The following is a 23,776-nucleotide window of genomic DNA, read 5'->3' on the forward strand; positions in this document are numbered from 1 at the left end:
GGAAATCCATTATGTTCTATTTAAAAAACACAAACTTTTGGATGTTCGGCTTATTCTTTTTCTTTTACTTTTTTATCATGGGTGCCTATTTCCCGTTTTTCCCGATTTGGCTACATGACATCAACCATATCAGCAAAAGTGATACGGGTATTATTTTTGCCGCGATTTCCCTGTTCTCTCTGTTATTCCAACCACTGTTTGGCTTGCTTTCTGACAAACTTGGACTGCGCAAATATCTGCTATGGATTATTACCGGCATGTTAGTGATGTTTGCGCCGTTCTTTATTTTTATCTTCGGCCCGCTGTTACAGTACAACATTTTAGTAGGGTCGATTGTTGGTGGTATTTATCTTGGCTTTTGTTTTAACGCCGGTGCACCAGCAGTAGAGGCATTTATCGAGAAAGTCAGCCGTCGCAGTAATTTCGAATTTGGTCGCGCGCGGATGTTTGGCTGTGTTGGCTGGGCGCTGTGTGCCTCGATTGTCGGCATCATGTTCACCATCAATAACCAGTTTGTTTTCTGGCTGGGTTCTGGCTGTGCGCTCATCCTCGCCGTTTTGCTCTTTTTTGCCAGAACGGATGCCCCTTCTTCCGCCACGGTTGCCAATGCGGTAGGTGCCAACCATTCGGCTTTTAGCCTTAAGCTGGCGCTGGAATTGTTCAGACAGCCCAAACTGTGGTTTTTGTCGCTCTATGTTATTGGCGTTTCCTGTACCTACGATGTTTTTGACCAACAGTTTGCTAATTTCTTTACTTCGTTCTTTGCCACCGGTGAACAGGGTACGCGGGTATTTGGCTACGTAACAACAATGGGCGAATTACTTAACGCCTCGATTATGTTCTTTGCACCACTGATCATTAATCGCATCGGTGGGAAAAACGCCCTGCTGCTGGCTGGCACTATTATGTCTGTACGTATTATTGGCTCATCGTTCGCCACCTCGGCGCTGGAAGTGGTTATTCTGAAGACGCTGCATATGTTTGAAGTACCGTTCCTGCTGGTGGGCTGCTTTAAATATATTACCAGCCAGTTTGAAGTGCGTTTTTCAGCGACGATTTATCTGGTCTGTTTCTGCTTCTTTAAGCAACTGGCGATGATTTTTATGTCTGTACTGGCGGGCAATATGTATGAAAGCATCGGTTTCCAGGGTGCTTATCTGGTGCTGGGTCTGGTGGCGCTGGGCTTCACCTTGATTTCCGTGTTCACACTTAGCGGCCCCGGCCCGCTTTCTCTACTGCGTCGCCAGGTGAATAAAGTCGCTTAAGCAATTAATGTCGGATGGGGCGCGAGCGCCTTATCCGACCAACATATCAGGACGGAATGATCGCAATGAACATGCCAATGACCGAAAGAATAAAAGCAGGCAAGCTATTTACCGATATGTGCGAAGGCTTACCTGAAAAAAGACTTCGTGGGAAAACGTTAATGTATGAGTTTAATCACTCGCATCCATCAGAAGTTGAAAAAAGGGAAAGCCTGATTAAAGAAATGTTTGCCACAGTAGGGGAAAATGCCTGGATAGAACCACCCGTCTATTTCTCTTACGGTTCCAACATCCATATAGGCCGCAATTTTTATGCAAATTTCAATTTAACCATTGTCGATGACTACACGGTAACAATCGGTGATAACGTACTGATTGCACCCAACGTTACTCTTTCCGTTACGGGACACCCTGTACACCATGAATTGAGAAAAAACGGAGAGATGTACTCTTTTCCGATAACGATTGGCAATAATGTCTGGATCGGGAGTCATGTGGTCATTAATCCAGGCGTCACCATCGGGGATAATTCTGTTATTGGCGCGGGTAGTGTCGTCACAAAAGACATTCCACCAAACGTCGTGGCTGCTGGCGTTCCTTGTCGGGTTATTCGCGAAATAAACGACCGGGATAAGCAATATTATTACAAAGATTACAAAGTTGAATCGTCAGTTTAAATTAGCAAAATTGCCTGATGCGCTTCGCTTATCAGGCCTACAAATTCAGTGTTCTACGTTAGCCGCATCCGGCATGAACAAAGCGCAGGAACAAGCGTCGCATCATGCCTCTTTGACCCACAGCTGCGGAAAACGTGCTGGTGCAAAACGCAGGGTTATGATCATCAGCCCAACGACGCACAGCGCATGAAACGTCCAGTCCATCAGGTAATTGCCGCTGATACTACGCAGCACGCCAGAAAACCACGGGGCAAGCCCGGCGATGATAAAACCGATCCCCTGCATAAACGCCACCAGCTTGCCAGCAATAGCAGGTTGCGCAGAGTGATCGAGCGCCAGCAGCAAACAGAGCGGAAACGCGCCGCCCAGACCTAACCCACACACCATCGCCCACAATACCGGCAATTGCAGCGGCAGCCAGATAAAGCCGCAGAAACCCACCAGTTGTAACACCAGCGCCAGCATTAACAGTTTGCGTCGGTCCTGATGGCGAGCCATAGCAGGCATTAGCAATGCCCCTGTGGCTTGCCCAAGCGTCATCAATGCCAGCAAGGAACCGCTGTACTGCGCGCTGGCACCAATCTCAATATAGAAAGCGGGTAACCAGGCAATCAGGCTAGCGTAACCGCCGTTAATCAGACCGAAGTAAACACCCAGCGTCCACGCGCGAGGAGTGAAAACCACGCGAACCGGAGTGGTTGTTGTCTTGTGGGAAGAGGCGACCTCGCGGGTGCTTTGCCACCACCAGGCAAAGAGCGCAACAACGGCAGGCAGCGCCCACCAGGCGAGTGTTTGATACCAGGTTTCGCTATGTTGAATTAACCAGGGCGTCACGGCGGCACCAAGTCCACCGCCGCCCATCAGAGCCGCGGACCACAGCCCCATCACCAGTGGCGTGCGCTGCTGAAACCGCCGTTTAATCACCGAAGGCATCACCGCCTGAATGATGCCGATCCCCACCCCACCAAGCAGTGCGCTGCTAAGCAGCAGCGCACTTTGGGGGTAAAGCTCACGCATCAATGCACCGACGGCAATCAGCAACAGGCTGATGGCGACGCTGCGACGTTCGCTGACATGCTGATGAAGCCAGCTTCCGGCCAGCGCCAGCCCGCCCATGGTGACCACCGGCAGAGCCGTCAACAGGGCAGCCACGCTAAAGCTCATTCCGCTTGCCTGGCGCAATTGCGGTAGCAGTGGCCCGACGGAGGTGAGCAGTGGTCGCATATTAAGACCAATCAGCACCAGAACCAGCAGCATCGTGAACGTCTTTTGATGGTCGCGCATGGCTGTCAGAACGGTTTGGTCGGCAGATATTTACCATCTAAGGTGATGACCGCACGTTCGCCACCTTCCGGGTCCGCCACTTTCTTAACGTCGAGTTTGAAGTTAATCGCGCTGATAATGCCATCGCCAAACTTCTCATGAACCAACGCTTTCAGGGTTGTGCCGTACACCTGCAACATTTCATAGAAACGATACATCGTTGGGTCGGTTGGAATACGGTCATCAATGCAGCCACGCAGTGGAATCATCTGCAACAGTAGAATGGCGTCTTCGTCGAGATCCAGTTTCGCCCCGACCAGGCGGGCGGCGTCGGCAGGAAGCGCCTGCTGCCCCAGCAAAGCCGCGGTTACGAAGGCTTCTGCCAGACCGGTACCGTCGGCAATCTCGGCAAATGAGAGATCTTTTTTAGCTTTGCTGAGCAAAATGGCATCGGCAAGATCAAGACGAATATTGCGGTTAATTTGCGACTGAATCATGGTGGATCTCCTGATGGTTTAAAAATAAGGTTACGCTGCGGTCGGTTGGCGTAGCGGTATGGCACAAACGCGAGGATTCGCTGCCAGTGGCACAAACTGGCGGGTTGCGCCGTCAAAAGCTGCGATGCTGCCGCTTTCAATGTCGTAGACCCAGCCGTGCAGGGCGATCCGCCCCTCTTCGAGCGCCAGGCGCACCGATGGATGAGTTTGCAAATTAGCCAACTGAGCAATGACGTTTTCACGTACCATCGCCGCAGCTTTTGACGGTAAATCGTGATGCGGGCGCGCCTCATTAACGACGCGGGCTGAATCGGCATAACGCAGCCAGTGGGAGACGGCCGGCATATGGTCCATGCACTGACAGCTGGCAATGGCGGTCATCGCGCCACAGTTGGAATGACCGCAAATCACAATGTCAGATACCCGAAGCGCAGCGACGGCATACTCCACCGAAGCAGAAACGCCACCGGGTTCCGGCCCGTAGGAAGGGACGATATTGCCCGCATTGCGAATAACGAACAGATCGCCAGGTTCACGTTGCGTCACCAGCTCAGGGACCAGACGGCTATCGGAGCATGAGATAAAAAGTGTGCGCGGGCTTTGCTGTGTCGCCAGCTGTTTAAACAAGGCTTCCCGCTCAGGAAATGCCTCGCGCTGGAATTTAAGGAATCCATCAATAATCTCTTTCACCGTTAACCTCTGTCTGTCTCTGGAATGAGAGGCAGACTACTCGCCGATTGTCATAAGGTAAAAGACTCATTTATGATGAGTTCTATTGGATTTACTTATAGGTTGGCGAATGCTCTCTCGACATATCAATTACTTTCTTGCCGTGGCTGAACATGGCAGCTTCACCCGTGCAGCCAGTGCGTTGCACGTCTCCCAGCCTGCGCTTTCCCAGCAGATTCGCCAGTTAGAGGAGAGTTTAGGCGTGCCGCTGTTTGACCGTAGCGGGCGAACGATTCGTCTCACCGATGCGGGGGAAGTCTGGCGACAGTACGCCAGCCGGGCGTTACAGGAACTGGGGGCGGGTAAACGGGCGATTCATGATGTTGCCGATCTGACGCGAGGATCGCTGCGTATCGCCGTCACCCCCACCTTTACGAGCTACTTTATCGGCCCTTTAGTGGCGGATTTCTATGCGCGCTACCCCGGCATCACGCTCCAGCTACAGGAAATGTCGCAGGAGAAAATCGAAGATCTGCTTTGTCGCGACGAGCTGGACGTTGGGATTGCCTTCGCGCCTGTGCATTCGCCGGAGCTGGAGGCAATTCCTTTACTGACAGAAAGTTTAGCGTTGGTGGTGGCGAAACATCATCCGCTGGCTGACCAGGAACAGGTGGCATTGAGTCGCTTGCATGATGAAAAACTGGTCCTGCTCAGCGCGGAATTTGCCACCAGAGAGCAAATTGACCACTACTGCGAGAAAGCGGGGCTGCATCCACAGGTGGTGATAGAGGCGAACTCAATTAGCGCGGTTCTGGAGCTGATTCGCCGCACTTCTCTTTCCACCTTGCTGCCTGCGGCGATTGCCACACAACATGATGGGCTTAAAGCGATTTCTCTTGCCCCGCCACTACTGGAGAGAACGGCGGTTTTGTTGCGGAGGAAAAATAGCTGGCAGACAGCCGCCGCGAAGGCATTTTTGCACATGGCATTGGAAGAATGCGCGGATGTTGGCGGGAATGAATCGCGGTAGCCGCTGACACAGATCAGCGGCTGGAATTGCCTGATGCGCTACGCTTATCAGGCCTACGAGTTCAGTGCTCTACGTAGGCCGGATAAGGCGTTCACGCCGCATCCGGCATAAACTACGCTCGCTGTCCCCCAGCCGATTACCGTTTGTAATCGATGGCTTCTGGCTGCTCCAGATACACCGTTGTTTGTGCCGGTTGTGTACTGGCAATCACCTTGCCGCCACGTACCGAATAACGTACCGGAACCTGACGGCGCAGCGCATCAAATCCATTTTCAGCCGGCAGGATAATCAGGTTGGCGCTGTTTCCGGCGGCAATGCCGTAATCCTGCAAATTCAACGTCCTGGCGCTGTGGTGGGTGATTAAATTCAGGCCATCGTTAATCTGCCCATAGCCCATCAGCTGGCAAACATGCAGCCCCATATGCAGCACTTGCAGCATATTCGCCGTTCCCAGCGGATACCACGGATCGAAGACATCATCGTGACCAAAGCAGACGTTAATGCCGGACTCCAGCATCTCTTTAACGCGCGTGATGCCGCGACGTTTTGGATACGTATCGAAACGTCCTTGCAGATGAATATTGACCAGCGGGTTGGCGACAAAGTTAATACCGGACATTTTCAGCAAGCGGAACAGGCGTGAGGTATACGCCCCGTTATAGGAGTGCATTGCCGTGGTGTGGCTGGCGGTGACTCGCGCACCCATGCCTTCACGGTGCGCCAGGGCAGCAACGGTTTCGACAAAGCGTGACTGTTCATCATCGATCTCATCACAGTGAACGTCGATGAGACGGTCGTATTTTTGCGCCAGGGCGAAGGTTTTATGCAGCGACTCCACGCCGTATTCACGGGTAAATTCAAAATGCGGAATCGCCCCAACAACGTCTGCCCCTAAGCGTAGCGCCTCTTCCAGCAACGCTTCACCGTTGGGATACGACAAAATCCCTTCCTGCGGGAAAGCGACGATTTGCAGATCAATCCACGGCGCGACTTCCTGCTTCACTTCCAGCATTGCTTTCAGCGCAGTCAGGGTTGCATCCGAAACATCGACATGGGTACGCACATGCTGAATGCCGTTGGCAATCTGCCATTTCAGCGTTTGCCAGGCGCGTTGTTTCACATCGTCATGAGTTAATAACGCTTTGCGCTCGGCCCAGCGTTCAATGCCTTCAAACAGCGTGCCGGACTGATTCCAGTTCGGTTGCCCGGCGGTTTGCGTGGTGTCCAGGTGAATATGCGGCTCCACAAACGGCGGTAAAACTAAACCTTGTTCGGCATCCAGGCTGTTTTCAGTTATGGGCATCACGCCGGATTGCGCATCAATGGCGCTGATTTTTCCGTCGTGAAAATGAATCTGCCACAGCCCTTCTTTGCCGGGTAACCGGGCGTTAATAATTGTTTGTAAAGCGTTATTCGACACTGTTAGCCTCCACATGCGTCATTGCAGCTGTCGTTTTGCGATTCAAAATCGGGTTAAGGATCAGATAGCTCAGCGCGCCACCTAATACCGCGTTGACCGGAACAATTCCCGGTAACCAGTGGCCTGCGGCAATCCCCAGCGCGACAGCCAGAATCGCCACCCAATTGACACTCATCATACGCGTGGTCGCAAAGTGCTCATAGCGGCGACGGTTCATCAGATAGTCGGCGATGATCACGCCGCCCACCGGAGGAATAGCTGCCGAAAGGAAGGTCAGCCAGCCAACAAAATTGTTATACAGCCATAATGCGCAGACCGTACCGATAATACCGTTGATCACCGAAAGCGTTTTGCTCGACATCCCGGTAATGTTGGCGAAACCTAAACCCGACGCATAGAGCGCGTTATCGTTGGTGGTCCAGATATTCAGCCCCAGCACCACAATCGCAGGCAGCAGCAGGCCCTGAGCAATCATCACATCAGAGATATCCGCCATCCCCAGTGCCGCAGCGCCCGCTGCACCGAAAATAAACATCAACGAGTTGCCGAGGAAAAAGGCCACCATCGCCACCAGCACCGCCAGTTTGGCATTGCGACCAAAGCGGACAAAGTCAGCGGTGAGCGTACCCGCGCTGATAAATGACCCCACAACCAGCGCCAGCGCGACATTGAAATCTAACGGTTGTGCGGGAACGACCGCTTTTAATGCGTCCAGGCCGCCCATGCCGTTAACGGCCAACCACACGGAATAACCGCCAAGACAGGCGATAGCCGGAACCGCAATCACCGAAAGAACTGTCAGCGCCGAAATGCCAAAGAAGACGGTGACGGTCATCAGTAAACCGGAGACGGCAATCAGCAAATTAATATCCAGCCCGGTTGCCTTGCCCACCGGAATAGCAAACATCGCCACGCCAACGCCAAACCAGCCAACCTGGGTGCCGCCCAGCAGCAGTGAAGGCAGCCAAGAGCCTTTAACACCAAACGAGAAGCGAGCAAGAAGATGAGTGGTCAGGCCGGTTTTTGCGCCAATGTAACCAAGAAATGAAGTGTAAATACCGAGGAGAAGATTACCGATGAGAACTGCGAGGAAGAAATCATGATAGCTAAGACCGGTTCCGAGAGTGCCGCCGGTCCACATACTGGCGGAAAAGAAGGTTAATCCCAGCATGACGAACGTCAATGCCAATACCCCTTTCCGCGCCGACTGCGGGACTGGCCCCTGGCTAAAGTTGTTATCTTGCGACACGAAATTCCTCCGTTTGCTGTTTGAAACCCAAAAAATCCGCCGCATTCTATTCATCTGAAGATAAAAAGCAATCGTTTTCGCGGGGAAATGTATTTTTAATATGAATGAGTGCAAAAAGGTGGGGGAAAAATTATCGGTGTAAAAACAGTGGGTAGGCATAATAAGACGCGTCAGCGTCGCATCAGGCATCGGCGCACGATGTCAGATGCGGCGCGAGCGCCTTATCTGACCTACGGTTCAGGTCCGTAGGCATGATAAGACGCGTCAGCGTCGCATCAGGCATCTGCGCACGGTGTCGGATGCGGCGCGAGCGCCTTATCCGACCTACGGTTCAGACCTGTAGGCATGATAAGACGCGTCTGCGTCGCATCAGGCATCGGCGCACGGTGTCGGATGCGCCGCGAGCCTTATCCGACAATACCTTACTCTTCCATCGCCTGGCGGATCTGATCCAACGACGCAGGATCATCAATGGTCGTCAGATCCCCTGGATCGCGTCCTTCACAAATCGCCTGGATCGTGCGGCGCAGCATTTTTCCGGATCGCGTTTTTGGCAATTGCGAGACAAACCAGACGTGCGCCGGGCGGCCAAAGTTGCCAATCTGGCTGTCCACCAGCGCCATAATCGCCTTCTCTTGCGAGTGCGCCACCTCGCGGTCTTCCAGACTGTCGCTCTCTTTCGGAATGACAAACGCCACCGCCACCTGCCCTTTCAGCGCATCTTTCACCCCAACTACCGCCACTTCGGCAACGCCCGGATGACTGGAGATACTCTCTTCAATCTCGCGCGTCCCCAGCCGATGCCCGGCAACGTTAATTACATCGTCAGTGCGCCCGAGAATAAAGTGATAACCGTCAGCATCGCGGATGCCCCAGTCAAAGGTGGCGTACACCGGGCGGGAAAACAGCGACCAGTACGTCTTCACAAAGCGGTCGTCGTCGCCCCAGATGGTCTGAATACACCCCGGCGGCAATGGCCCTTCCACCACCAGCATCCCTTTCTCGTTGACGCCGCACGGTTCGCCGGTGACTTCATTGAGCAACTGCACGTTATAGCCATACATCGGCACGCCGGGGCTTCCCAGACGCGTCGGCCTGTCGTCCAGACCGCGAGCAATCGCCATAATCGGCCAGCCGGATTCGGTCTGCCAGTAGTTGTCGATGACCGGCACATCCAGCGTATTGCTCACCCAACTGGCGGTCGGCTCGTCCAGCGGTTCTCCAGCCAGATAGAGCACTTCCAGCGACGAGAGATCGTGTTTGCGAATTTCAGCGGTAGGGAATTTTTTCAGCACGCGAATGGCGGTCGGCGCTGAGAACATCCGGCTAACCTGATATTTCTCGACGATTTTCCACCACACACCGCAGTCCGGCCAGGTCGGTAATCCTTCGTAAACAATGGTCGCCATCCCCGCCAGCAGCGGCGCGTAGACGATATACGAATGTCCCACCACCCAGCCGATATCCGACGCGCAAAAGAACACGCCGCCCGCTTTGCCGCCAAAAATGGTGTCCATCGAGGTCGCCAGCGCCACCGCATATCCACCGACGTCACGCTGCACGCCTTTAGGTTTGCCGGTCGTGCCGGAGGTGTAAAGAATGCAGGAGGTTTCGTTGGATTCCAGCCACGCCACCGGCACCCGCGCGCCGATGTGTTGATGGCGCAACGACGCGAAATCGACATCCCGCCCACTAACACGCGGCATTTTCGCCAGCCCACGATCAACCAGCAAAACGTGGCGCGGCTGATGCTGTGCCTGACTTATCGCATCGTCGAGCAATTTTTTATAGGGAATGATTTTGCCACCGCGAGCTCCGGCATCAGCCGAGACAATCAGCACCGGTTTGGCGTCATCAATTCGCGCCGCCACGCTGTGCGAAGCAAATCCCCCAAACACCACCGAGTGAATAGCACCAATGCGCGCGCAGGCCAGCAGGGTAATATGCGCTTCGGCAATCATCGGCATATACACCAGCACCCGATCGCCACGCTGCACGCCCAGCGAGCGCAGCATTGACGCCACCGCGTTTACTTCGTCATGAAGCTGGCGAAAGGTAAAGGTGCGCTCTTCTTCTGTTTCCGAAGAGACGGCAATCAGCGCCAGCGCCTCTGGCTGTTTCTCCAGCCAGCGGTCGATAGCGTTGTGACACAAGTTGGTTCGGCCTTCACAAAACCAACGGGCAAACGGCGGATTGCTGTGATCGAGCGTTTGCGTAAAGGGCGTCTGCCAGTCAATACGCCGGGCCTGCTCGGCCCAGAACTGCTCCGGTTCGTTAATCGAACGCTGATAAAATTCGCTAAAAGACATAATGCTCTCCTGTTGAACTTACGCCTTACCGCCGTTTACTTAAATGACGTACAGGTCGAGATACTCATTGACCGGCATCAGTTCCAGGCGAGTTCTGTCGAGAGAAACCTCCAGAATGCGCTGCTGTTGGCGAGTCGGGAACTGGCGCGCGAGGTTGATTTTGAATTTATCGACCAGTTTCGGAATACCATCCTGACGGCGGCGAGCATGACCAATTGGGTACTCCACCACCACTTCTTCAAATCGTGTGCCGTCGGTGAACTCAAGGGTAATGGCATTGGCGATGGCGCGTTTTTCCGGGTCGTGGTAGTCAGCGGTAAACGCCGGATCTTCAAAGCAATTGATCTTCTCGCGCAGGGCGTCAATGCGTTTATCTTGCGCAACCTTGTCTTCGTAATCCGCCGCCGTTAAGCGCCCGAACAGCAGTGGGATCGCCACCATGTACTGAATGCAGTGATCGCGGTCTGCCGGGTTATTGAGCGGCCCTTTTTTGTCGATGATGCGAATACAGGCTTCGTGGGTGCGAATGGTCACTTTTTCGATATCCGCCGCCGTTTTGCCTGCTGCCTGCATCTGTTCATAGAGCGTCATCGCTGCTTCAACTGCCGTCTGGGAGTGGAACTCCGCCGGGAAGGAGATTTTGAACAGCACATTTTCCATGACGTAAGAACCGTACGGGCGCTGGAAGCGGAACGATTCACCTTTAAAGGAGACGTCGTAGAAGCCCCACACAGGCGCAGTCAGGGCTGACGGGTAACCCATTTCGCCCGTTTTCGCCATCAGTGCCAGACGTACCGCGCGGGAAGTGGCATCGCCCGCCGCCCAGGATTTACGCGTGCCGGTGTTCGGCGCATGGCGATAGGTGCGCAGCGACTGACCGTCCACCCACGCCAGCGAAACAGCGTTGAGAATTTCCTCGCGGGTCAGGCCGAGCATTTCGGCGACCACGGCGGTGGAAGCCACTTTCACTAACAGAACGTGGTCGAGACCGACGCGGTTAAAGGAGTTTTCCAGCGCGATGCAGCCCTGAATTTCATGGGCTTTGATCATTGCGGTCAGCACCTGTTTCATGGTCAACGGCGCTTTGCCGCTGGCGACCGCATTGCGCGAAAGCCAGTCCGCCGTTGCCAGAATGCCGCCGAGGTTGTCGGAAGGATGGCCCCACTCCGCCGCAAGCCAGGTATCGTTGAAATCGAGCCAGCGGATCATCGCGCCGATATTAAATGCCGCCTGGACGGGGTCGAGCTGGAACTGAGTTCCGGGGACGCGCACGCCGTTGGGTACGACGGTGCCGGGGACAATTGGCCCCAGCAGTTTTTTACAGGCCGGGTATTCGAGAGCTTCCAGACCGCAGCCGAGAGTGTCGAGCAGGCAGTAATGTGCGGTGTCGTAGGCCACTCTGGAGCTGATTTCGTAGTTCATCACGTAATCGACGATATCAACGATTTCACGATCAAATTCCGGGCGGATGTTGTTGATTTGAGCTGACATTGGGTACGTTTCCTTATTGTTATTCGTAGAGGTTTACTGGCGCTTATCCAGCGCGACAAACTGGCGGTCTTCCGGTCCAACGTAATTGGCGGAAGGACGGATAATTTTGTTGTCCTGACGTTGTTCAATGATGTGCGCCGCCCAGCCGGTGACGCGGGCGATAACAAACAGTGGTGTGAACATCTCGGTGGGAACGCCCATCATGTTGTAGGAAACAGCGGAGAACCAGTCGAGATTGGGGAACATCTTTTTGCTCTCCCACATCACCGTTTCCAGGCGATCGGCGATGTTGTACATCTTCAGCGAGCCGCCTTCCTGCGAGAGCTGCTTCGCCACGCGTTTGATCACCTGATGACGCGGGTCGGCGATGGTATAAACCGGATGCCCAAAACCAATGACCACTTCTTTGTTTTCCACCCGCTTGCGGATATCTGCTTCGGCTTCATCCGGTGTTTCATAGCGTTGCTGGATCTCCAGCGACACTTCATTCGCCCCGCCGTGTTTCGGCCCGCGCAATGCGCCAATCGCGCCAATAATGGCTGAGTACATATCAGAGCCAGTGCCCGCAATCACCCGGCTGGTAAAGGTGGAGGCGTTAAACTCATGTTCGGCATACAGCACCAGCGAAATATGCATCGCCTTTTCCCAGCTTTGCGACGGCTTTTCGCCGTGCAGCAGATGCAGGAAGTGACCGCCGATGGAGTCGTCATCGGTTTCCGGCTGGATGCGTTCGCCGTTGTGGCTGTAGTGATACCAGTAGAGAAGAATCGAGCTAAGTGACGCCAACAGTTTGTCGGCAATATCCCGCGCGCCAGAGACAGTGTGCCCCTCTTTTTCTGGCAGCGTGCAGCCGAGCGCGGAAACGCCGGTGCGCATAACATCCATCGGGTGCGACGCCGCTGGTAAGGCTTCCAGCACGGTACGCACGTTAGCCGGTAAACCGCGCAGGGCTTTCAGTTTCGTTTTGTAAGCGGCGAGTTCGTCACGGGTCGGCAGTTTGCCGTGGATCAGCAGGTGCGCCACTTCTTCAAATTCGCAATGTTCCGCCAGATCAAGAATATCGTAGCCGCGGTAATGCAGGTCATTGCCGCTTTTACCCACGGTGCAGAGCGCCGTATTGCCCGCCGGAACGCCGGAAAGTGCTACCGATTTTTTCGGTTTAATGACATGGGTACTGTTTTGCAGGATCGTTGTGTCGCTCATGTTGTCCTCGTCATTGTTATCATTTGTAGGGTCGAGATTGTTGTCGGATGCGACGCCATGCGTCTTATCCGACCTACAGTTCAGTTCACCCCGTAGGCCTGATAAGTCGCGTCAGCGGCGCATCAGGCATCGGTTGTCGGATGCGACGCTATGCGTCTTATCCGACCTACAGTTCAGTACGCCTCCGTAGGCCTGATAAGTCGCGTCAGCGGCGCATCAGGCATCGGCTGTCGAATACAATCAACGGGCGTTTTTTATTTCGCCTGGTTACGGGCAAACAGGTCGTCGAGCTTCTCTTCGTACTGGTAGTAGTTGATGCTTTCGTACAGCTCGTTGCGGGTCTGCATGGTGTCGATGACGCTTTTCTGCGTGCCTTCCTGACGCAGGACGTTGTAGACATGTTCAGCGGCGCGGTTCATGGCGCGAAACGCTGAAAGTGGGTACAGCGCCATTGCAACATGGGCGCTGCGTAATTCGTCGGTGGTAAACAGCGGCGTGGCACCAAATTCGGTAATGTTGGCGAGGATCGGCACCTGCACCGCATCGGCAAACTGGCGGTACATGGCGAGTTCGGTAATCGCCTCCGGGAACAACATCTCGGCACCCGCTTCAACATAGGCCTGCGCACGCTCGATCGCCGCATCCAGTCCTTCAACCGCCAGCGCATCGGTGCGCGCCATGATCACAAAATCAGGATCGGTTTTCGCATCCACCGCCGCGCGGATCCGATCCACCATCTCCTCTTTCGAGACGATCGCTTTATTCGGGCGATGGCCGCAGCGTTTCGCGCCAACCTGATCTTCAATATGCAATCCTGCCGCACCGGCTTTAATCATCGATTTCACGGTGCGGGCGACGTTAAAAGCCGAAGAACCAAAACCGATGTCTGCATCCACCAGCAACGGCAGCGAACAAACGTCGGTAATACGACGAATATCGGTCAGCACATCATCAAGGGTAGAAATACCGAGATCGGGCAGCCCCAGCGAACCTGCCGCCACGCCACCACCGGAGAGATAAATCGCCTGATATCCGGCACGCTGTGCCAGCAGCGCATGGTTAGCGTTGATGGTGCCGACAATTTGCAACGGGGTTTCTTTGCTTAGTGCAGCGCGAAACGCTTTACCTAGAGAGTGTAGAGACATAGCCCATCCTTTGTTATCAACTTGTTATTTTCGTTGATAAACATAAAGCAAGGGGTGTGCCACAATTGCCTGAATAAAATTAAATCTTTAATTTCAATTTGTTAGCAATAAAGTCATGAAGTAATCCGCAAATATGCGTTTCAGTTAACGTTTCAGGCAATGTTTCACCGCGTTTCATTGCAACAATTATGAAACAAGACTAAACCCAATATTCGGTTTCTTAACTTTGCGGTGCGCTATGGCACATCCACCACGGCTGAATGACGACAAACCAGTTATCTGGACGGTATCTGTAACGCGCCTGTTCGAGCTGTTTCGCGATATCAGCCTCGAGTTTGATCACCTGGCGAACATTACCCCTATCCAGCTTGGCTTTGAAAAAGCGGTGACCTACATCCGCAAGAAACTGGCAAACGAACGCTGCGACGCCATCATCGCTGCTGGCTCTAACGGCGCGTACCTGAAAAGCCGCCTGTCAGTGCCAGTTATTTTGATTAAACCGAGCGGCTACGATGTGTTACAGGCACTGGCAAAAGCCGGAAAGCTCACCTCTTCTATCGGCGTTGTCACTTATCAGGAAACTATTCCGGCGCTGGTGGCGTTTCAAAAAACCTTTAATTTGCGCCTCGATCAACGTAGCTACATCACGGAAGAAGACGCGCGCGGGCAGATTAACGAGCTGAAAGCCAACGGCACCGAAGCGGTGGTCGGCGCAGGGCTGATTACCGATCTGGCAGAAGAAGCCGGAATGACCGGAATTTTTATCTATTCCGCCGCCACCGTGCGCCAGGCGTTCAGCGATGCGCTGGATATGACACGCATGTCGTTACGCCATAACACTCACGATGCCACCCGTAACGCCCTGCGAACTCGTTACGTGCTGGGCGATATGCTCGGTCAATCACCACAGATGGAACAGGTACGGCAGACTATTTTGCTCTATGCCCGCTCCAGTGCGGCGGTGTTGATTGAGGGGGAAACGGGGACGGGCAAAGAGCTGGCGGCCCAGGCGATTCATCGGGAATATTTTGCCCGCCACGATGCGCGACAGGGCAAAAAGTCGCATCCGTTTGTTGCCGTTAACTGTGGGGCGATTGCCGAATCGCTGCTGGAAGCGGAGCTGTTTGGCTATGAGGAAGGGGCGTTTACCGGCTCGCGACGCGGAGGTCGCGCCGGGCTGTTCGAAATTGCCCACGGTGGCACGCTGTTTCTTGACGAGATAGGCGAAATGCCTCTGCCATTGCAGACTCGCCTGTTAAGAGTGCTGGAAGAAAAAGAGGTCACCCGCGTCGGCGGGCATCAGCCTGTTCCGGTGGATGTACGGGTTATTAGCGCCACTCACTGCAATCTGGAAGAAGATATGCAGCAAGGGCAGTTTCGCCGTGATCTGTTTTATCGGCTGAGTATTTTGCGTCTGCAATTACCGCCACTGCGTGAGCGAGTGGCGGATATTCTGCCGCTGGCAGAGAGCTTTTTGAAAGTGTCTCTGGCGGCGCTCTCCGCCCCGTTTTCTGCCGCATTACGCCAGGGGTTACAGGCAAGCGAAACCGTGCTGGTGCACTACGACTGGCCGGGCAATATTCGTGAACTGCGCAATATGATGGAGCGGCTGGCGCTGTTTTTAAGTGTGGAACCGACACCGGATTTAACGCCGCAATTTTTGCAGCAATTATTACCAGAACTGACACAAAAATCGGGTAACGTCATCGCCCCATCCTTGCTGACACCACGACAGGCACTGGAGAAATTTAATGGTGATAAAACAGCAGCTGCGAATTATTTAGGTATCAGCCGGACGACGTTCTGGCGGCGGCTAAAAAATTAAATTGCCGGATGCGGCGTTAACGCCGCATCCGGCCGACAAAAACATGAATTTCAATATATTGCGTTCACCGATAGACGTGCGCATCGGGCTTGTTTACATGAGCTTCAGAATTACTTCTTCTTATAAAGATCTGCCGTGCCGTGGATCTTATTGTCAGTCTGACCGGAGGTCAGAACCAACACATCCGCACCTTTTTCATCCGCTTTTTTGATCAGATCTTCTTTTGCATCTGCGGTCGACATTTCATTACTGGTTGAAATATCACCTATTTTTTCATATTGCGATTCAACTTTTTCAAATTCCGCTTTGGTCATCAATTCAGCGGCATAGACATTTGTGACAACAAAAGCTAACGCACCAACTAAGAGCTTAGTTCCAGTTTTCATCGATGAACTCCATAATGTGTGATTGGCCAATGCCCTGAAGCTAACAGTCATCATCAGGGTTGATTAATAAGTAGTTCAGCGGTTAGGAAAAATCTATAGGAAAAGAGAATATATTTGTATTTTTCTCAACGATAGCCACATTCCCCCAGTTGTTTAATAACGCTCACTACAATTATCGCAGGTGTTCCTTAAATTAATTTTCATAAAAATCTTAAATTCCTTCTTCCGCTAAAATCCAATATAAAATTCACATGAGCCGTATTACTTTTCTGAACAACAAACCACCAACTATATATTGATATGATTTTCATACCTTTTCTTTATTTCACTTACATGCAGTTTAGGATTATTAGATGTATTTTTTCTAAACGACATAAAAAAACCGCATTAACTCCACTTACAAACCACTAAAACCAATCAATGCAATGAACAACTAACACTTTAATAAATTTATTACATCTAATATTACAGATATTCTTATTTAGTAACTTGCATGTTTGTGCCTTACAAGGCTTCAGGAAGAAAAACAGTGCAATAAAAAGCATCTTGCCATTTAATTTTTAAGGATAAAAGTGAGTGATATGAAATCAGCAAAAAAAAGCTTATCGACACGGGCGATAGCCATTTCTACCATATTATTTACGCCAGTATCCTTGGCTATTACCCCACCTACAAATTCAGATAGTAATGTTATCATTAATAATAATGAAGAGATAAAACTCATTGCGTCAGAAGGCTACGATCCCGGATGGGAGCATTTTAACTCATTGAAAGTAGGTGAAGACTCTAATGGTTCATTACTCATTGATAATCTTTCACTTACCACTTCAGCAGCCAGCATTGGTAATAATGCTGAAGGCTCCGTCACTTTAACAAACCATACCAACTGGCAGTTCGACACCACTACCTCCAATATTTTTTTAGGCACTAACGAAGGCTCCGGTACGTTATACGTGTTAGAAGGTAGTAAGATAAGTGGCCTGCAATCAATAAGAGTTGGTGAGTTTTATGGTGACGCCAGGGGGACGTTGGTTATTGATGGGGAAAGCTCATCAGTCACCTCTAACATTGCTATTGTTGGCGATCAGGGAACAGGGAAAGTATCTGTTACTAACGGCGGTACACTCACTTCCCTGACTCAACTGAATATTGGGTATGTTGACGCCCATTCTCCTCTGTCAGCTAACCAGAGTAGTTATGGAGAAGTTCAGGTTGCCGATAAAAATTCAACAGTGAATGCCCCAAATATACTTATTGGCGGATATAACACATCTTCTACTTCTGATACTACCGGAGTTCTCACTGTCAGCAACGATGGTGTAATCAATGCGAATTCATATATCTGGGTTGGTGTCTCCTCTAACGGAACAGGAATATTAAATATTGGAGGTGCGCAAGGTGAGTCTGCCCAACCTGCTGGTTCAATTAATACTCCCCGAATTTATTTAGGGGGGACAAATGCGTCAACCACTTCAATATTAAACTTTAATCACACCAACGCTGATTTTGTTCTGACCTCGTACATAGACGGTAAAGGCCAGGTTAACCAGGTAGGTTCAGGGACAACCACATTATCCGGCGCGAATATCTATACCGGTAATACTTATATTAGCAACGGAAGTCTGCGCGCTGGCACGGTTGATACTTTCAGCCCAAACTCCGATTATATTGTCGACAGTGAAGGCCATCTCGATTTAAACACTTATTCGCAAACATTAAATACTCTGGCGCTGGCTGGAACAGCAACGTTGTCTTCGTATGAACAGGGTCACGCGTTCACGCCGACCACGCTGACCATTAACGGCAACTATACTGCCAATGATGGCCTGTTAGTCATGCATACTGTATTAGGCGATGATAATTCCGTAACGGATAAACTCATCGTAAAAGGTGATACTTCCGGTAGTACCCGCGTCATGGTCAACAATGCGGGCGGTCTGGGCGCGGATACTCTGGAAGGGATAAAAATTGTCGAGGTTGACGGCCTGTCAGAGGGCGTTTTCAGTAAAGAAGGTCGTATTGTTGCCGGTCCCTATGACTACAACGTGGTAAAAAGCGACAACCAGAACTGGTTTTTAACCAGTGAAATTCCCGCAGGACCGTATACTCCGGTACTACCCGTCATCCCGGACCCCGATCCTGAGCCACCTGTAACACCTGAGCCCCCTGTAACACCAGAACCACCTGTGACACCGGAGCCGCCTGTTACGCCATCTGTTCCACAACCAGAACGAAAACATCTGTATCGCCCGGAGATTGGTAGCTATCTGGCCAATATTCAGGCGGCAAATACGCTGTTTAATACCCGGCTGCATGACCGTCTGGGGGAAACACAGTACACCGACCTGCTCACTGGCGAACAGAAAGTGACCAGTCTGTGGATGCGTAACATTGGCGGACATAATCGTTTTAAAGATCGCTCGGATGAACTGAGTACCCAGAGCAACCGTTATGTTCTGCAACTGGGTGGTGACCTCGCACAATGGAGCAGTAATGACCTTGATCGCTGGCATCTCGGCCTGATGGCTGGCTATGCCAACAGCAAGAGTCACACGCATTCCAATCTGACCGGGTACAGCTCACGTGGGCAAATCGACGGCTACAGTGTGGGCATGTATGGCACCTGGTACGCTAACGAAGCAGACAAAACAGGGACTTATGTTGACAGCTGGTTGCTCTATAACTGGTTTGATAACACCGTCTCCGGCGAGTATCTGCCCAGTGAGAAATATCACTCTGACGGCATCACCGCCGCCATTGAAGCGGGTTATACCTTCCGTCTTGGTGAAAGCGCAGATGCACGTACCAGCTACTGGTTGCAGCCAAAAATGCAACTGACATGGATGGATGTGAAGGCAGACAATCATACGGAAGACAATGGCACGCTTGTTGAGGACAGCACCGAAGGCAACCTGCAAACGCGTCTGGGGGTGAAAGCGTATCTGCAGGGTCATAATGCTATTGATGATCATAAAGAGCGTTCCTTCCAGCCTTTCGTGGAAGCCAACTGGATTTATAACTCCCGCAATTACAGCGTGAAGATGGATCACATCGGCGATGAGATCATCGGCGCGCGTAACACTGGCGAGTTAAAAGCGGGGGTGGAAGGTCAGATTACTCCGCGTCTGCAACTGTGGGGCAACGTCGCCCAGCAGTTGGGTGACAACGGTTACAGTGATACCCAGGGAATGTTGGGCATGAAATATCTCTTTTAATGCCACTTTGCCACCTGTCACGTACAGGTGGCTCTCTTTTTAGATCCACGGTCTTTGTTAGGAAAAATCTACAGAAAAAGGGAATATATTTGTATTTTTCTCAACAATAGCCACATCTCTCCTGTTGTTTAATAACGCTCATGACAATTATCGCTGGTGTTCCTTAAATTAATTTTCATAAAAATCCCAAATTCCTGCGTCCGCTAAAATCCAATATGAAATTCACATAAGCCGCATTATTTTTCTGAACAAAAAAGCCACCAACCATCTATTAATGTGATTTCCATACCTTTTCTTTATTTCACTTGCATAAACTTTAGGATTATTAGATGTGTTTTTGCTAAACAACATAAAAAAAACACATTAATATCACTTACAAACCTAAAAAATCTATCGATGCAATAAAAAACCAGTACTTAATTAAATTTGTTACAGACAATATTACAGATACTATTGTTTAGCAACTTGCATGGTTACGCCTTACAAGGTTTCAGGAAGAAAACCCGTGCAATAGAAAGCATCTCGTCGTTTAATTTTTAAGGATGAAAGTGAGTGATATGAAGTTAAGAAAACATGCTTTATCAACCCTGTCCATAGCCATTTCAACGATATTATTTACACCCATATCCCTGGCCGTAACCCCACCCACAGATGTAGATAGCGTTGTTATCATTAATAATGGCGAAGAGGTAAAAATCATTGCCTCTGAAGGTTACGATCCCGGATGGGATAATTTTACTTCTTTGACTGTAGGTAAAGACTCTAATGGCTCATTACTTATTGATAATCTTTCATTTATTACTGCCAGTGCTACCGTAGGTAATAACTCTGAAGGTACCCTCACTTTATCCAACCATACCAACTGGCAGTTTAATAGTTCTACATCCAACTTGTATTTGGGTACAAATGAAGGTTCCGGCACGGTATATGTGTTAGAAGGCAGTAAGATAAGTGGCCTGCAGGAACTAAGGATTGGTGAGTATTATGGTGATGCCAAAGGGTTGATGGTTATTGATGGGGAAAACTCATCGGTTTCCTCTAACATTGCTCTTGTTGGCGATCAGGGAATTGGCAATTTACGTATTACGAATGGCGGTACACTCACTACCTCAGCTCAGGTAGCTATTGGATATTCTTATCCAGGCAATAGTGCATCAAAAAATCGTGATAGTTATGGCGAGGTTCTGGTTGATGGTAAAAATTCAACATTGAATGCTAAATATGTTTATCTTGGTGGATTCAGTCCAGATGTTGCTTTTAATACTACCGGTATCCTTACCGTTAATAATGGTGCAACAATCAATGCCAATTCGTTTATCTGGGTTACTCTCGCACCTGGCGCCACAGGCGTTTTAAATATTGGTGGTGCGCAAGGTGCGGCTGAACAGGCTGCTGGTTCGATTAATACGCCATTTATTCATTTGGGAGCCGCAGATGCTTCTTCCTCTTCGATAGTAAACTTTAATCACTCCAGTACCGATTTTATCCTGGCCTCACCTATCCAGGGGAACGGCCAGGTTAACCAGGTAGGTTCCGGGACAACCACATTATCCGGCTCGAATAACTATGCTGGTGATACCTATATAACCAAAGGCAGCCTACGCGCAGGTAAAGAAAATACCTTCAGCCCCAACTCCGATTATATTGTCAACAGTGAAGGCCATCTCGATTTAAACGGTTATTCGCAAGCGTTAAAAACGCTGACGCTGGCTGGAACAACAACGTTGTCTTCGTATGAACAGGGTCACGCGTTCACGCCGACCACGCTGACCATTAACGGCAACTACACCGCCAATGACGGCCTGTTAGTCATGCATACTGTATTAGGCGATGATAATTCCGCAACGGATAAACTCATCGTAAAAGGTGATACTTCCGGTAGTACCCGCGTCATGGTCAACAATGCGGGCGGCCTGGGCGCGGATACTCTGGAAGGGATAAAAATTGTCGAGGTTGACGGCCTGTCAGAGGGCGTTTTCAGTAAAGAAGGTCGTATTGTTGCCGGTCCTTATGATTACAACGTGGTAAAAAGCGACAACCAGAACTGGTTTTTAACCAGTGAAATTCCCGCAGGACCATATACTCCACCAGAACTGCCCGTCATCCCGGAACCCGATCCTGAGCCACCTGTAACACCTGAGCCCCCTGTAACACCAGAACCGCCTGTGACACCGGAGCCGCCTGTTACGCCATCTGTTCCACAACCAGAACGAAAACATCTGTATCGCCCGGAAATTGGTAGCTATCTGGCCAATATTCAGGCGGCAAATACGCTGTTTAATACCCGGCTGCATGACCGTCTGGGGGAAACACAATACACCGACCTGCTAACCGGCGAGCAGAAAGTGACCAGCTTGTGGATGCGTAACATTGGCGGACATAATCGTTTTAAAGATCGCTCGGATGAATTGAGCACTCAGAGCAACCGTTATGTTCTGCAACTTGGCGGCGATCTTGCGCAATGGAGCAGTAACGCACTCGATCGCTGGCATCTCGGGCTGATGGCTGGCTATGCCAACAGCAAGAGTCACACGCACTCCAGCCTGACCGGGTACAACTCACGTGGGCAAATCGACGGCTACAGCGTGGGCGTGTATGGCACCTGGTACGCTAATGAAGCAGACAAAACAGGGACTTACGTTGACAGCTGGTTGCTCTATAACTGGTTTGATAACACCGTCTCCGGCGAGTATCTGCCCAGTGAAAAGTATCACTCTGACGGCATCACCGCCGCCATTGAAGCGGGTTATACCTTCCGTCTTGGTGAAAGCGCAGATGCCCGCACCAGCTACTGGCTGCAGCCCAAAATGCAACTGACATGGATGGATGTGAAGGCAGACAACCATACGGAAGACAATGGCACGCTGGTTGAGGACAGCACCGAAGGCAACCTGCAAACACGTCTGGGGGTGAAAGCATATCTGCAGGGTCATCATGCTATTGATGATCATAAAGAGCGTTCTTTCCAGCCTTTCGTGGAAGCCAACTGGATTTATAACTCCCGCAATTACAGCATGAAGATGGATGGCATCAGCGATGAGATCATCGGCGCGCGTAACGCAGGCGAGTTAAAAGTCGGGGTGGAAGGTCAGCTTACTCCGCGTCTGCAACTGTGGGGTAACGTCGCCCAGCAGTTGGGCGACAATGGTTACAGTGATACCCAGGGAATGCTGGGCATGAAATATCTCTTTTAATGCCACTTTGCCACCTGTCACGTACAGGTGGCACTCTTTTGAGATCCACGGTCTTTGTGATCGCGCTCGCATTCAGTCATTTTTACTATAAATATGATGAAGTTAATTCAGCTTATTTATGGGTGAAATCACTATGGACCCTTTGCACGCCGTTTACCTGACCGTCGGACTGTTCGTCATCACCTTTTTTAATCCGGGGGCAAATCTTTTTGTCGTGGTACAAACCAGCCTGGCCTCAGGCCGTCGTGCAGGTGTACTCACCGGGCTTGGCGTGGCGCTTGGCGATGCCATCTATTCCGGGTTGGGATTGTTTGGGATGGCGACGCTCATTACCCAGTGTGAAGAGATATTCTCACTCATTAAAATCGTCGGCGGCGCTTATCTTTTATGGTTTGCCTGGAACAGTATGCGCCGACAATCAACACCACAGATGAGCGCATTACAGCAGCCGCTTAATGCTCCCTGGTATGTATTTTTCCGCCGTGGACTCATTACCGATCTCTCTAATCCACAAACAGTTTTATTTTTTATCAGTATCTTCTCAGTGACGTTAAGCGCAGAAACGCCGACCTGGGCGCGGTTTATGGCCTGGGCGGGAATTGTGCTCGCATCTATTATCTGGCGTGTATTTCTTAGTCAGGCGTTTTCTTTACCCGCCGTGCGTCGTGCATACGGGCGTATGCAGCGCGTTGCCAGTCGGGTTATTGGTGCGATTATTGGTGTCTTTGCGCTACGGCTGATTTATGAAGGAGTGACACATCGGTGAGCTGATAATTGTAACCAACCCAATTGAGAAATTGGACCGCCATCGAGGCCTCGAACCCCGTACCATACAACAATCCTGGTTGTCGTCTGCTCTTCCTGATGAGCTAATGGCGGTTTTTTGATACGAACCTTACAGCATATTTCCTGTCAGGCCCTGGTGCGATGCATAAGAT

General features: G+C 51.2%; 17 protein-coding genes and 1 pseudogene. 7 read left to right on the forward strand and 11 right to left on the reverse strand.

The annotated features are described in order from the left end of the window. Nucleotides 1-11 precede the first annotated feature (11 nt). Both lacY and lacA read left to right on the forward strand, forming a co-directional pair. On the forward strand, nucleotides 12-1,265 hold the full coding sequence (gene lacY / locus AACU94_RS16230; RefSeq protein ID WP_135489746.1) for a lactose permease: 1,254 nt from the start codon (nucleotides 12-14) through the stop codon (nucleotides 1,263-1,265). A gap of 65 nt (nucleotides 1,266-1,330) precedes the next feature. After that, nucleotides 1,331-1,942, forward strand: coding sequence for a galactoside O-acetyltransferase (gene lacA, locus AACU94_RS16235; RefSeq protein ID WP_135489747.1), 612 nt, complete (start codon nucleotides 1,331-1,333; stop codon nucleotides 1,940-1,942). 102 nt (nucleotides 1,943-2,044) lie between these two features. Here lacA and cynX read toward each other — a convergent pair whose 3' ends face one another. From cynX to cynT, 3 genes are read right to left on the reverse strand one after another with little or no spacing between them, the layout of a single operon-like run. Continuing rightward, nucleotides 2,045-3,226 (reverse strand): cyanate transporter CynX, encoded by a 1,182-nt coding sequence (gene cynX, locus AACU94_RS16240; protein WP_135489749.1) that lies wholly within the window; start codon nucleotides 3,224-3,226, stop codon nucleotides 2,045-2,047. A 5-nt stretch (nucleotides 3,227-3,231) separates the two neighbouring features. Beyond that, nucleotides 3,232-3,702 (reverse strand): cyanase, encoded by a 471-nt coding sequence (gene cynS / locus AACU94_RS16245; protein WP_000616241.1) that lies wholly within the window; start codon nucleotides 3,700-3,702, stop codon nucleotides 3,232-3,234. A 30-nt stretch (nucleotides 3,703-3,732) separates the two neighbouring features. Next, the gene (gene cynT / locus AACU94_RS16250; RefSeq protein WP_135489751.1) at nucleotides 3,733-4,392 is read right to left on the reverse strand and encodes a carbonic anhydrase CynT; all 660 of its coding nucleotides are present in this window, start codon (nucleotides 4,390-4,392) and stop codon (nucleotides 3,733-3,735) included. Nucleotides 4,393-4,501: 109 nt separating this feature from the next. Here cynT and cynR point away from each other — a divergent pair, with 109 nt between their 5' ends. Next, nucleotides 4,502-5,401 (forward strand): transcriptional regulator CynR, encoded by a 900-nt coding sequence (gene cynR, locus AACU94_RS16255; protein ID WP_135489753.1) that lies wholly within the window; start codon nucleotides 4,502-4,504, stop codon nucleotides 5,399-5,401. Between the two features lie 136 nt (nucleotides 5,402-5,537). Here cynR and codA read toward each other — a convergent pair whose 3' ends face one another. From codA to prpB, 6 genes are all read right to left on the reverse strand, one after another. Continuing rightward, nucleotides 5,538-6,821 carry a cytosine/isoguanine deaminase gene (gene codA / locus AACU94_RS16260; RefSeq protein ID WP_024232109.1) on the reverse strand — a complete coding sequence of 428 codons (1,284 nt, stop codon included), beginning with the start codon at nucleotides 6,819-6,821 and terminating at the stop codon, nucleotides 5,538-5,540. Then, a complete protein-coding gene (codB, locus tag AACU94_RS16265) occupies nucleotides 6,811-8,070 on the reverse strand; it encodes a cytosine permease (RefSeq protein ID WP_000076233.1) in 1,260 nt (419 codons plus the stop codon). Before codB ends, codA begins: the two co-directional genes overlap by 11 nt. Nucleotides 8,071-8,492: 422 nt before the next feature. Then, complete coding sequence (gene prpE / locus AACU94_RS16270) at nucleotides 8,493-10,379, reverse strand: propionate--CoA ligase (protein WP_135489755.1); 1,887 nt, start codon at nucleotides 10,377-10,379, stop codon at nucleotides 8,493-8,495. Between the two features lie 39 nt (nucleotides 10,380-10,418). After that, on the reverse strand, nucleotides 10,419-11,870 hold the full coding sequence (prpD, locus tag AACU94_RS16275) for a 2-methylcitrate dehydratase (RefSeq protein ID WP_135489757.1): 1,452 nt from the start codon (nucleotides 11,868-11,870) through the stop codon (nucleotides 10,419-10,421). A 33-nt stretch (nucleotides 11,871-11,903) separates the two neighbouring features. Then, a complete protein-coding gene (gene prpC, locus AACU94_RS16280; RefSeq protein WP_001285909.1) occupies nucleotides 11,904-13,073 on the reverse strand; it encodes a bifunctional 2-methylcitrate synthase/citrate synthase in 1,170 nt (389 codons plus the stop codon). 254 nt (nucleotides 13,074-13,327) lie between these two features. Continuing rightward, a complete protein-coding gene (prpB, locus tag AACU94_RS16285) occupies nucleotides 13,328-14,218 on the reverse strand; it encodes a methylisocitrate lyase (RefSeq protein WP_135489758.1) in 891 nt (296 codons plus the stop codon). Nucleotides 14,219-14,456: 238 nt separating this feature from the next. On the opposite strand from prpB, the gene prpR reads away from it, so the two are divergent. After that, nucleotides 14,457-16,043: a propionate catabolism operon regulatory protein PrpR gene (gene prpR / locus AACU94_RS16290; RefSeq protein WP_135489759.1), complete on the forward strand. Its 1,587-nt coding sequence runs from the start codon at nucleotides 14,457-14,459 to the stop codon at nucleotides 16,041-16,043. A gap of 110 nt (nucleotides 16,044-16,153) precedes the next feature. Here the strand turns inward: prpR and yahO are convergent, their stop codons facing one another. Next, nucleotides 16,154-16,429 carry a DUF1471 family periplasmic protein YahO gene (yahO, locus tag AACU94_RS16295; RefSeq protein ID WP_130206111.1) on the reverse strand — a complete coding sequence of 92 codons (276 nt, stop codon included), beginning with the start codon at nucleotides 16,427-16,429 and terminating at the stop codon, nucleotides 16,154-16,156. Between the two features lie 581 nt (nucleotides 16,430-17,010). Here yahO and AACU94_RS16300 point away from each other — a divergent pair. The 3 genes from AACU94_RS16300 to AACU94_RS16310 all read left to right on the forward strand — a co-directional run bounded on the left by AACU94_RS16300 (nucleotide 17,011) and on the right by AACU94_RS16310 (nucleotide 23,604). Further along, on the forward strand, nucleotides 17,011-19,644 hold the full coding sequence (locus AACU94_RS16300) for an autotransporter outer membrane beta-barrel domain-containing protein (RefSeq protein WP_445298353.1): 2,634 nt from the start codon (nucleotides 17,011-17,013) through the stop codon (nucleotides 19,642-19,644). A gap of 557 nt (nucleotides 19,645-20,201) precedes the next feature. Next, a complete protein-coding gene (locus AACU94_RS16305) occupies nucleotides 20,202-22,838 on the forward strand; it encodes an autotransporter outer membrane beta-barrel domain-containing protein (protein ID WP_167856191.1) in 2,637 nt (878 codons plus the stop codon). A 133-nt stretch (nucleotides 22,839-22,971) separates the two neighbouring features. Then, a complete protein-coding gene (locus AACU94_RS16310; protein ID WP_130218317.1) occupies nucleotides 22,972-23,604 on the forward strand; it encodes a LysE family transporter in 633 nt (210 codons plus the stop codon). Between the two features lie 24 nt (nucleotides 23,605-23,628). Here AACU94_RS16310 and AACU94_RS24770 read toward each other — a convergent pair. Continuing rightward, nucleotides 23,629-23,776 (reverse strand): annotated as a pseudogene (locus AACU94_RS24770) (hypothetical protein); the annotation flags it as partial.

Origin of the sequence: Escherichia sp. E4702 (assembly GCF_963883545.1) — a bacterium.
Lineage (GTDB): Bacteria > Pseudomonadota > Gammaproteobacteria > Enterobacterales > Enterobacteriaceae > Escherichia.

Coding starts and splice junctions, on each gene's coding strand:
- AACU94_RS16305 (WP_167856191.1), top strand. CDS start 20,202: ATGAAGTTAAGAAAACATGCTTTATCAACCCTGTCCATAGCCATTTCA.
- cynS (WP_000616241.1), bottom strand. CDS start 3,702: ATGATTCAGTCGCAAATTAACCGCAATATTCGTCTTGATCTTGCCGAT.
- prpD (WP_135489757.1), bottom strand. CDS start 11,870: ATGTCAGCTCAAATCAACAACATCCGCCCGGAATTTGATCGTGAAATC.
- lacA (WP_135489747.1), top strand. CDS start 1,331: ATGAACATGCCAATGACCGAAAGAATAAAAGCAGGCAAGCTATTTACC.
- AACU94_RS16310 (WP_130218317.1), top strand. CDS start 22,972: ATGGACCCTTTGCACGCCGTTTACCTGACCGTCGGACTGTTCGTCATC.
- AACU94_RS16300 (WP_445298353.1), top strand. CDS start 17,011: ATGAAATCAGCAAAAAAAAGCTTATCGACACGGGCGATAGCCATTTCT.
- prpR (WP_135489759.1), top strand. CDS start 14,457: ATGGCACATCCACCACGGCTGAATGACGACAAACCAGTTATCTGGACG.
- yahO (WP_130206111.1), bottom strand. CDS start 16,429: ATGAAAACTGGAACTAAGCTCTTAGTTGGTGCGTTAGCTTTTGTTGTC.
- prpE (WP_135489755.1), bottom strand. CDS start 10,379: ATGTCTTTTAGCGAATTTTATCAGCGTTCGATTAACGAACCGGAGCAG.
- lacY (WP_135489746.1), top strand. CDS start 12: ATGTTCTATTTAAAAAACACAAACTTTTGGATGTTCGGCTTATTCTTT.
- cynR (WP_135489753.1), top strand. CDS start 4,502: ATGCTCTCTCGACATATCAATTACTTTCTTGCCGTGGCTGAACATGGC.
- prpC (WP_001285909.1), bottom strand. CDS start 13,073: ATGAGCGACACAACGATCCTGCAAAACAGTACCCATGTCATTAAACCG.
- cynX (WP_135489749.1), bottom strand. CDS start 3,226: ATGCGCGACCATCAAAAGACGTTCACGATGCTGCTGGTTCTGGTGCTG.
- prpB (WP_135489758.1), bottom strand. CDS start 14,218: ATGTCTCTACACTCTCTAGGTAAAGCGTTTCGCGCTGCACTAAGCAAA.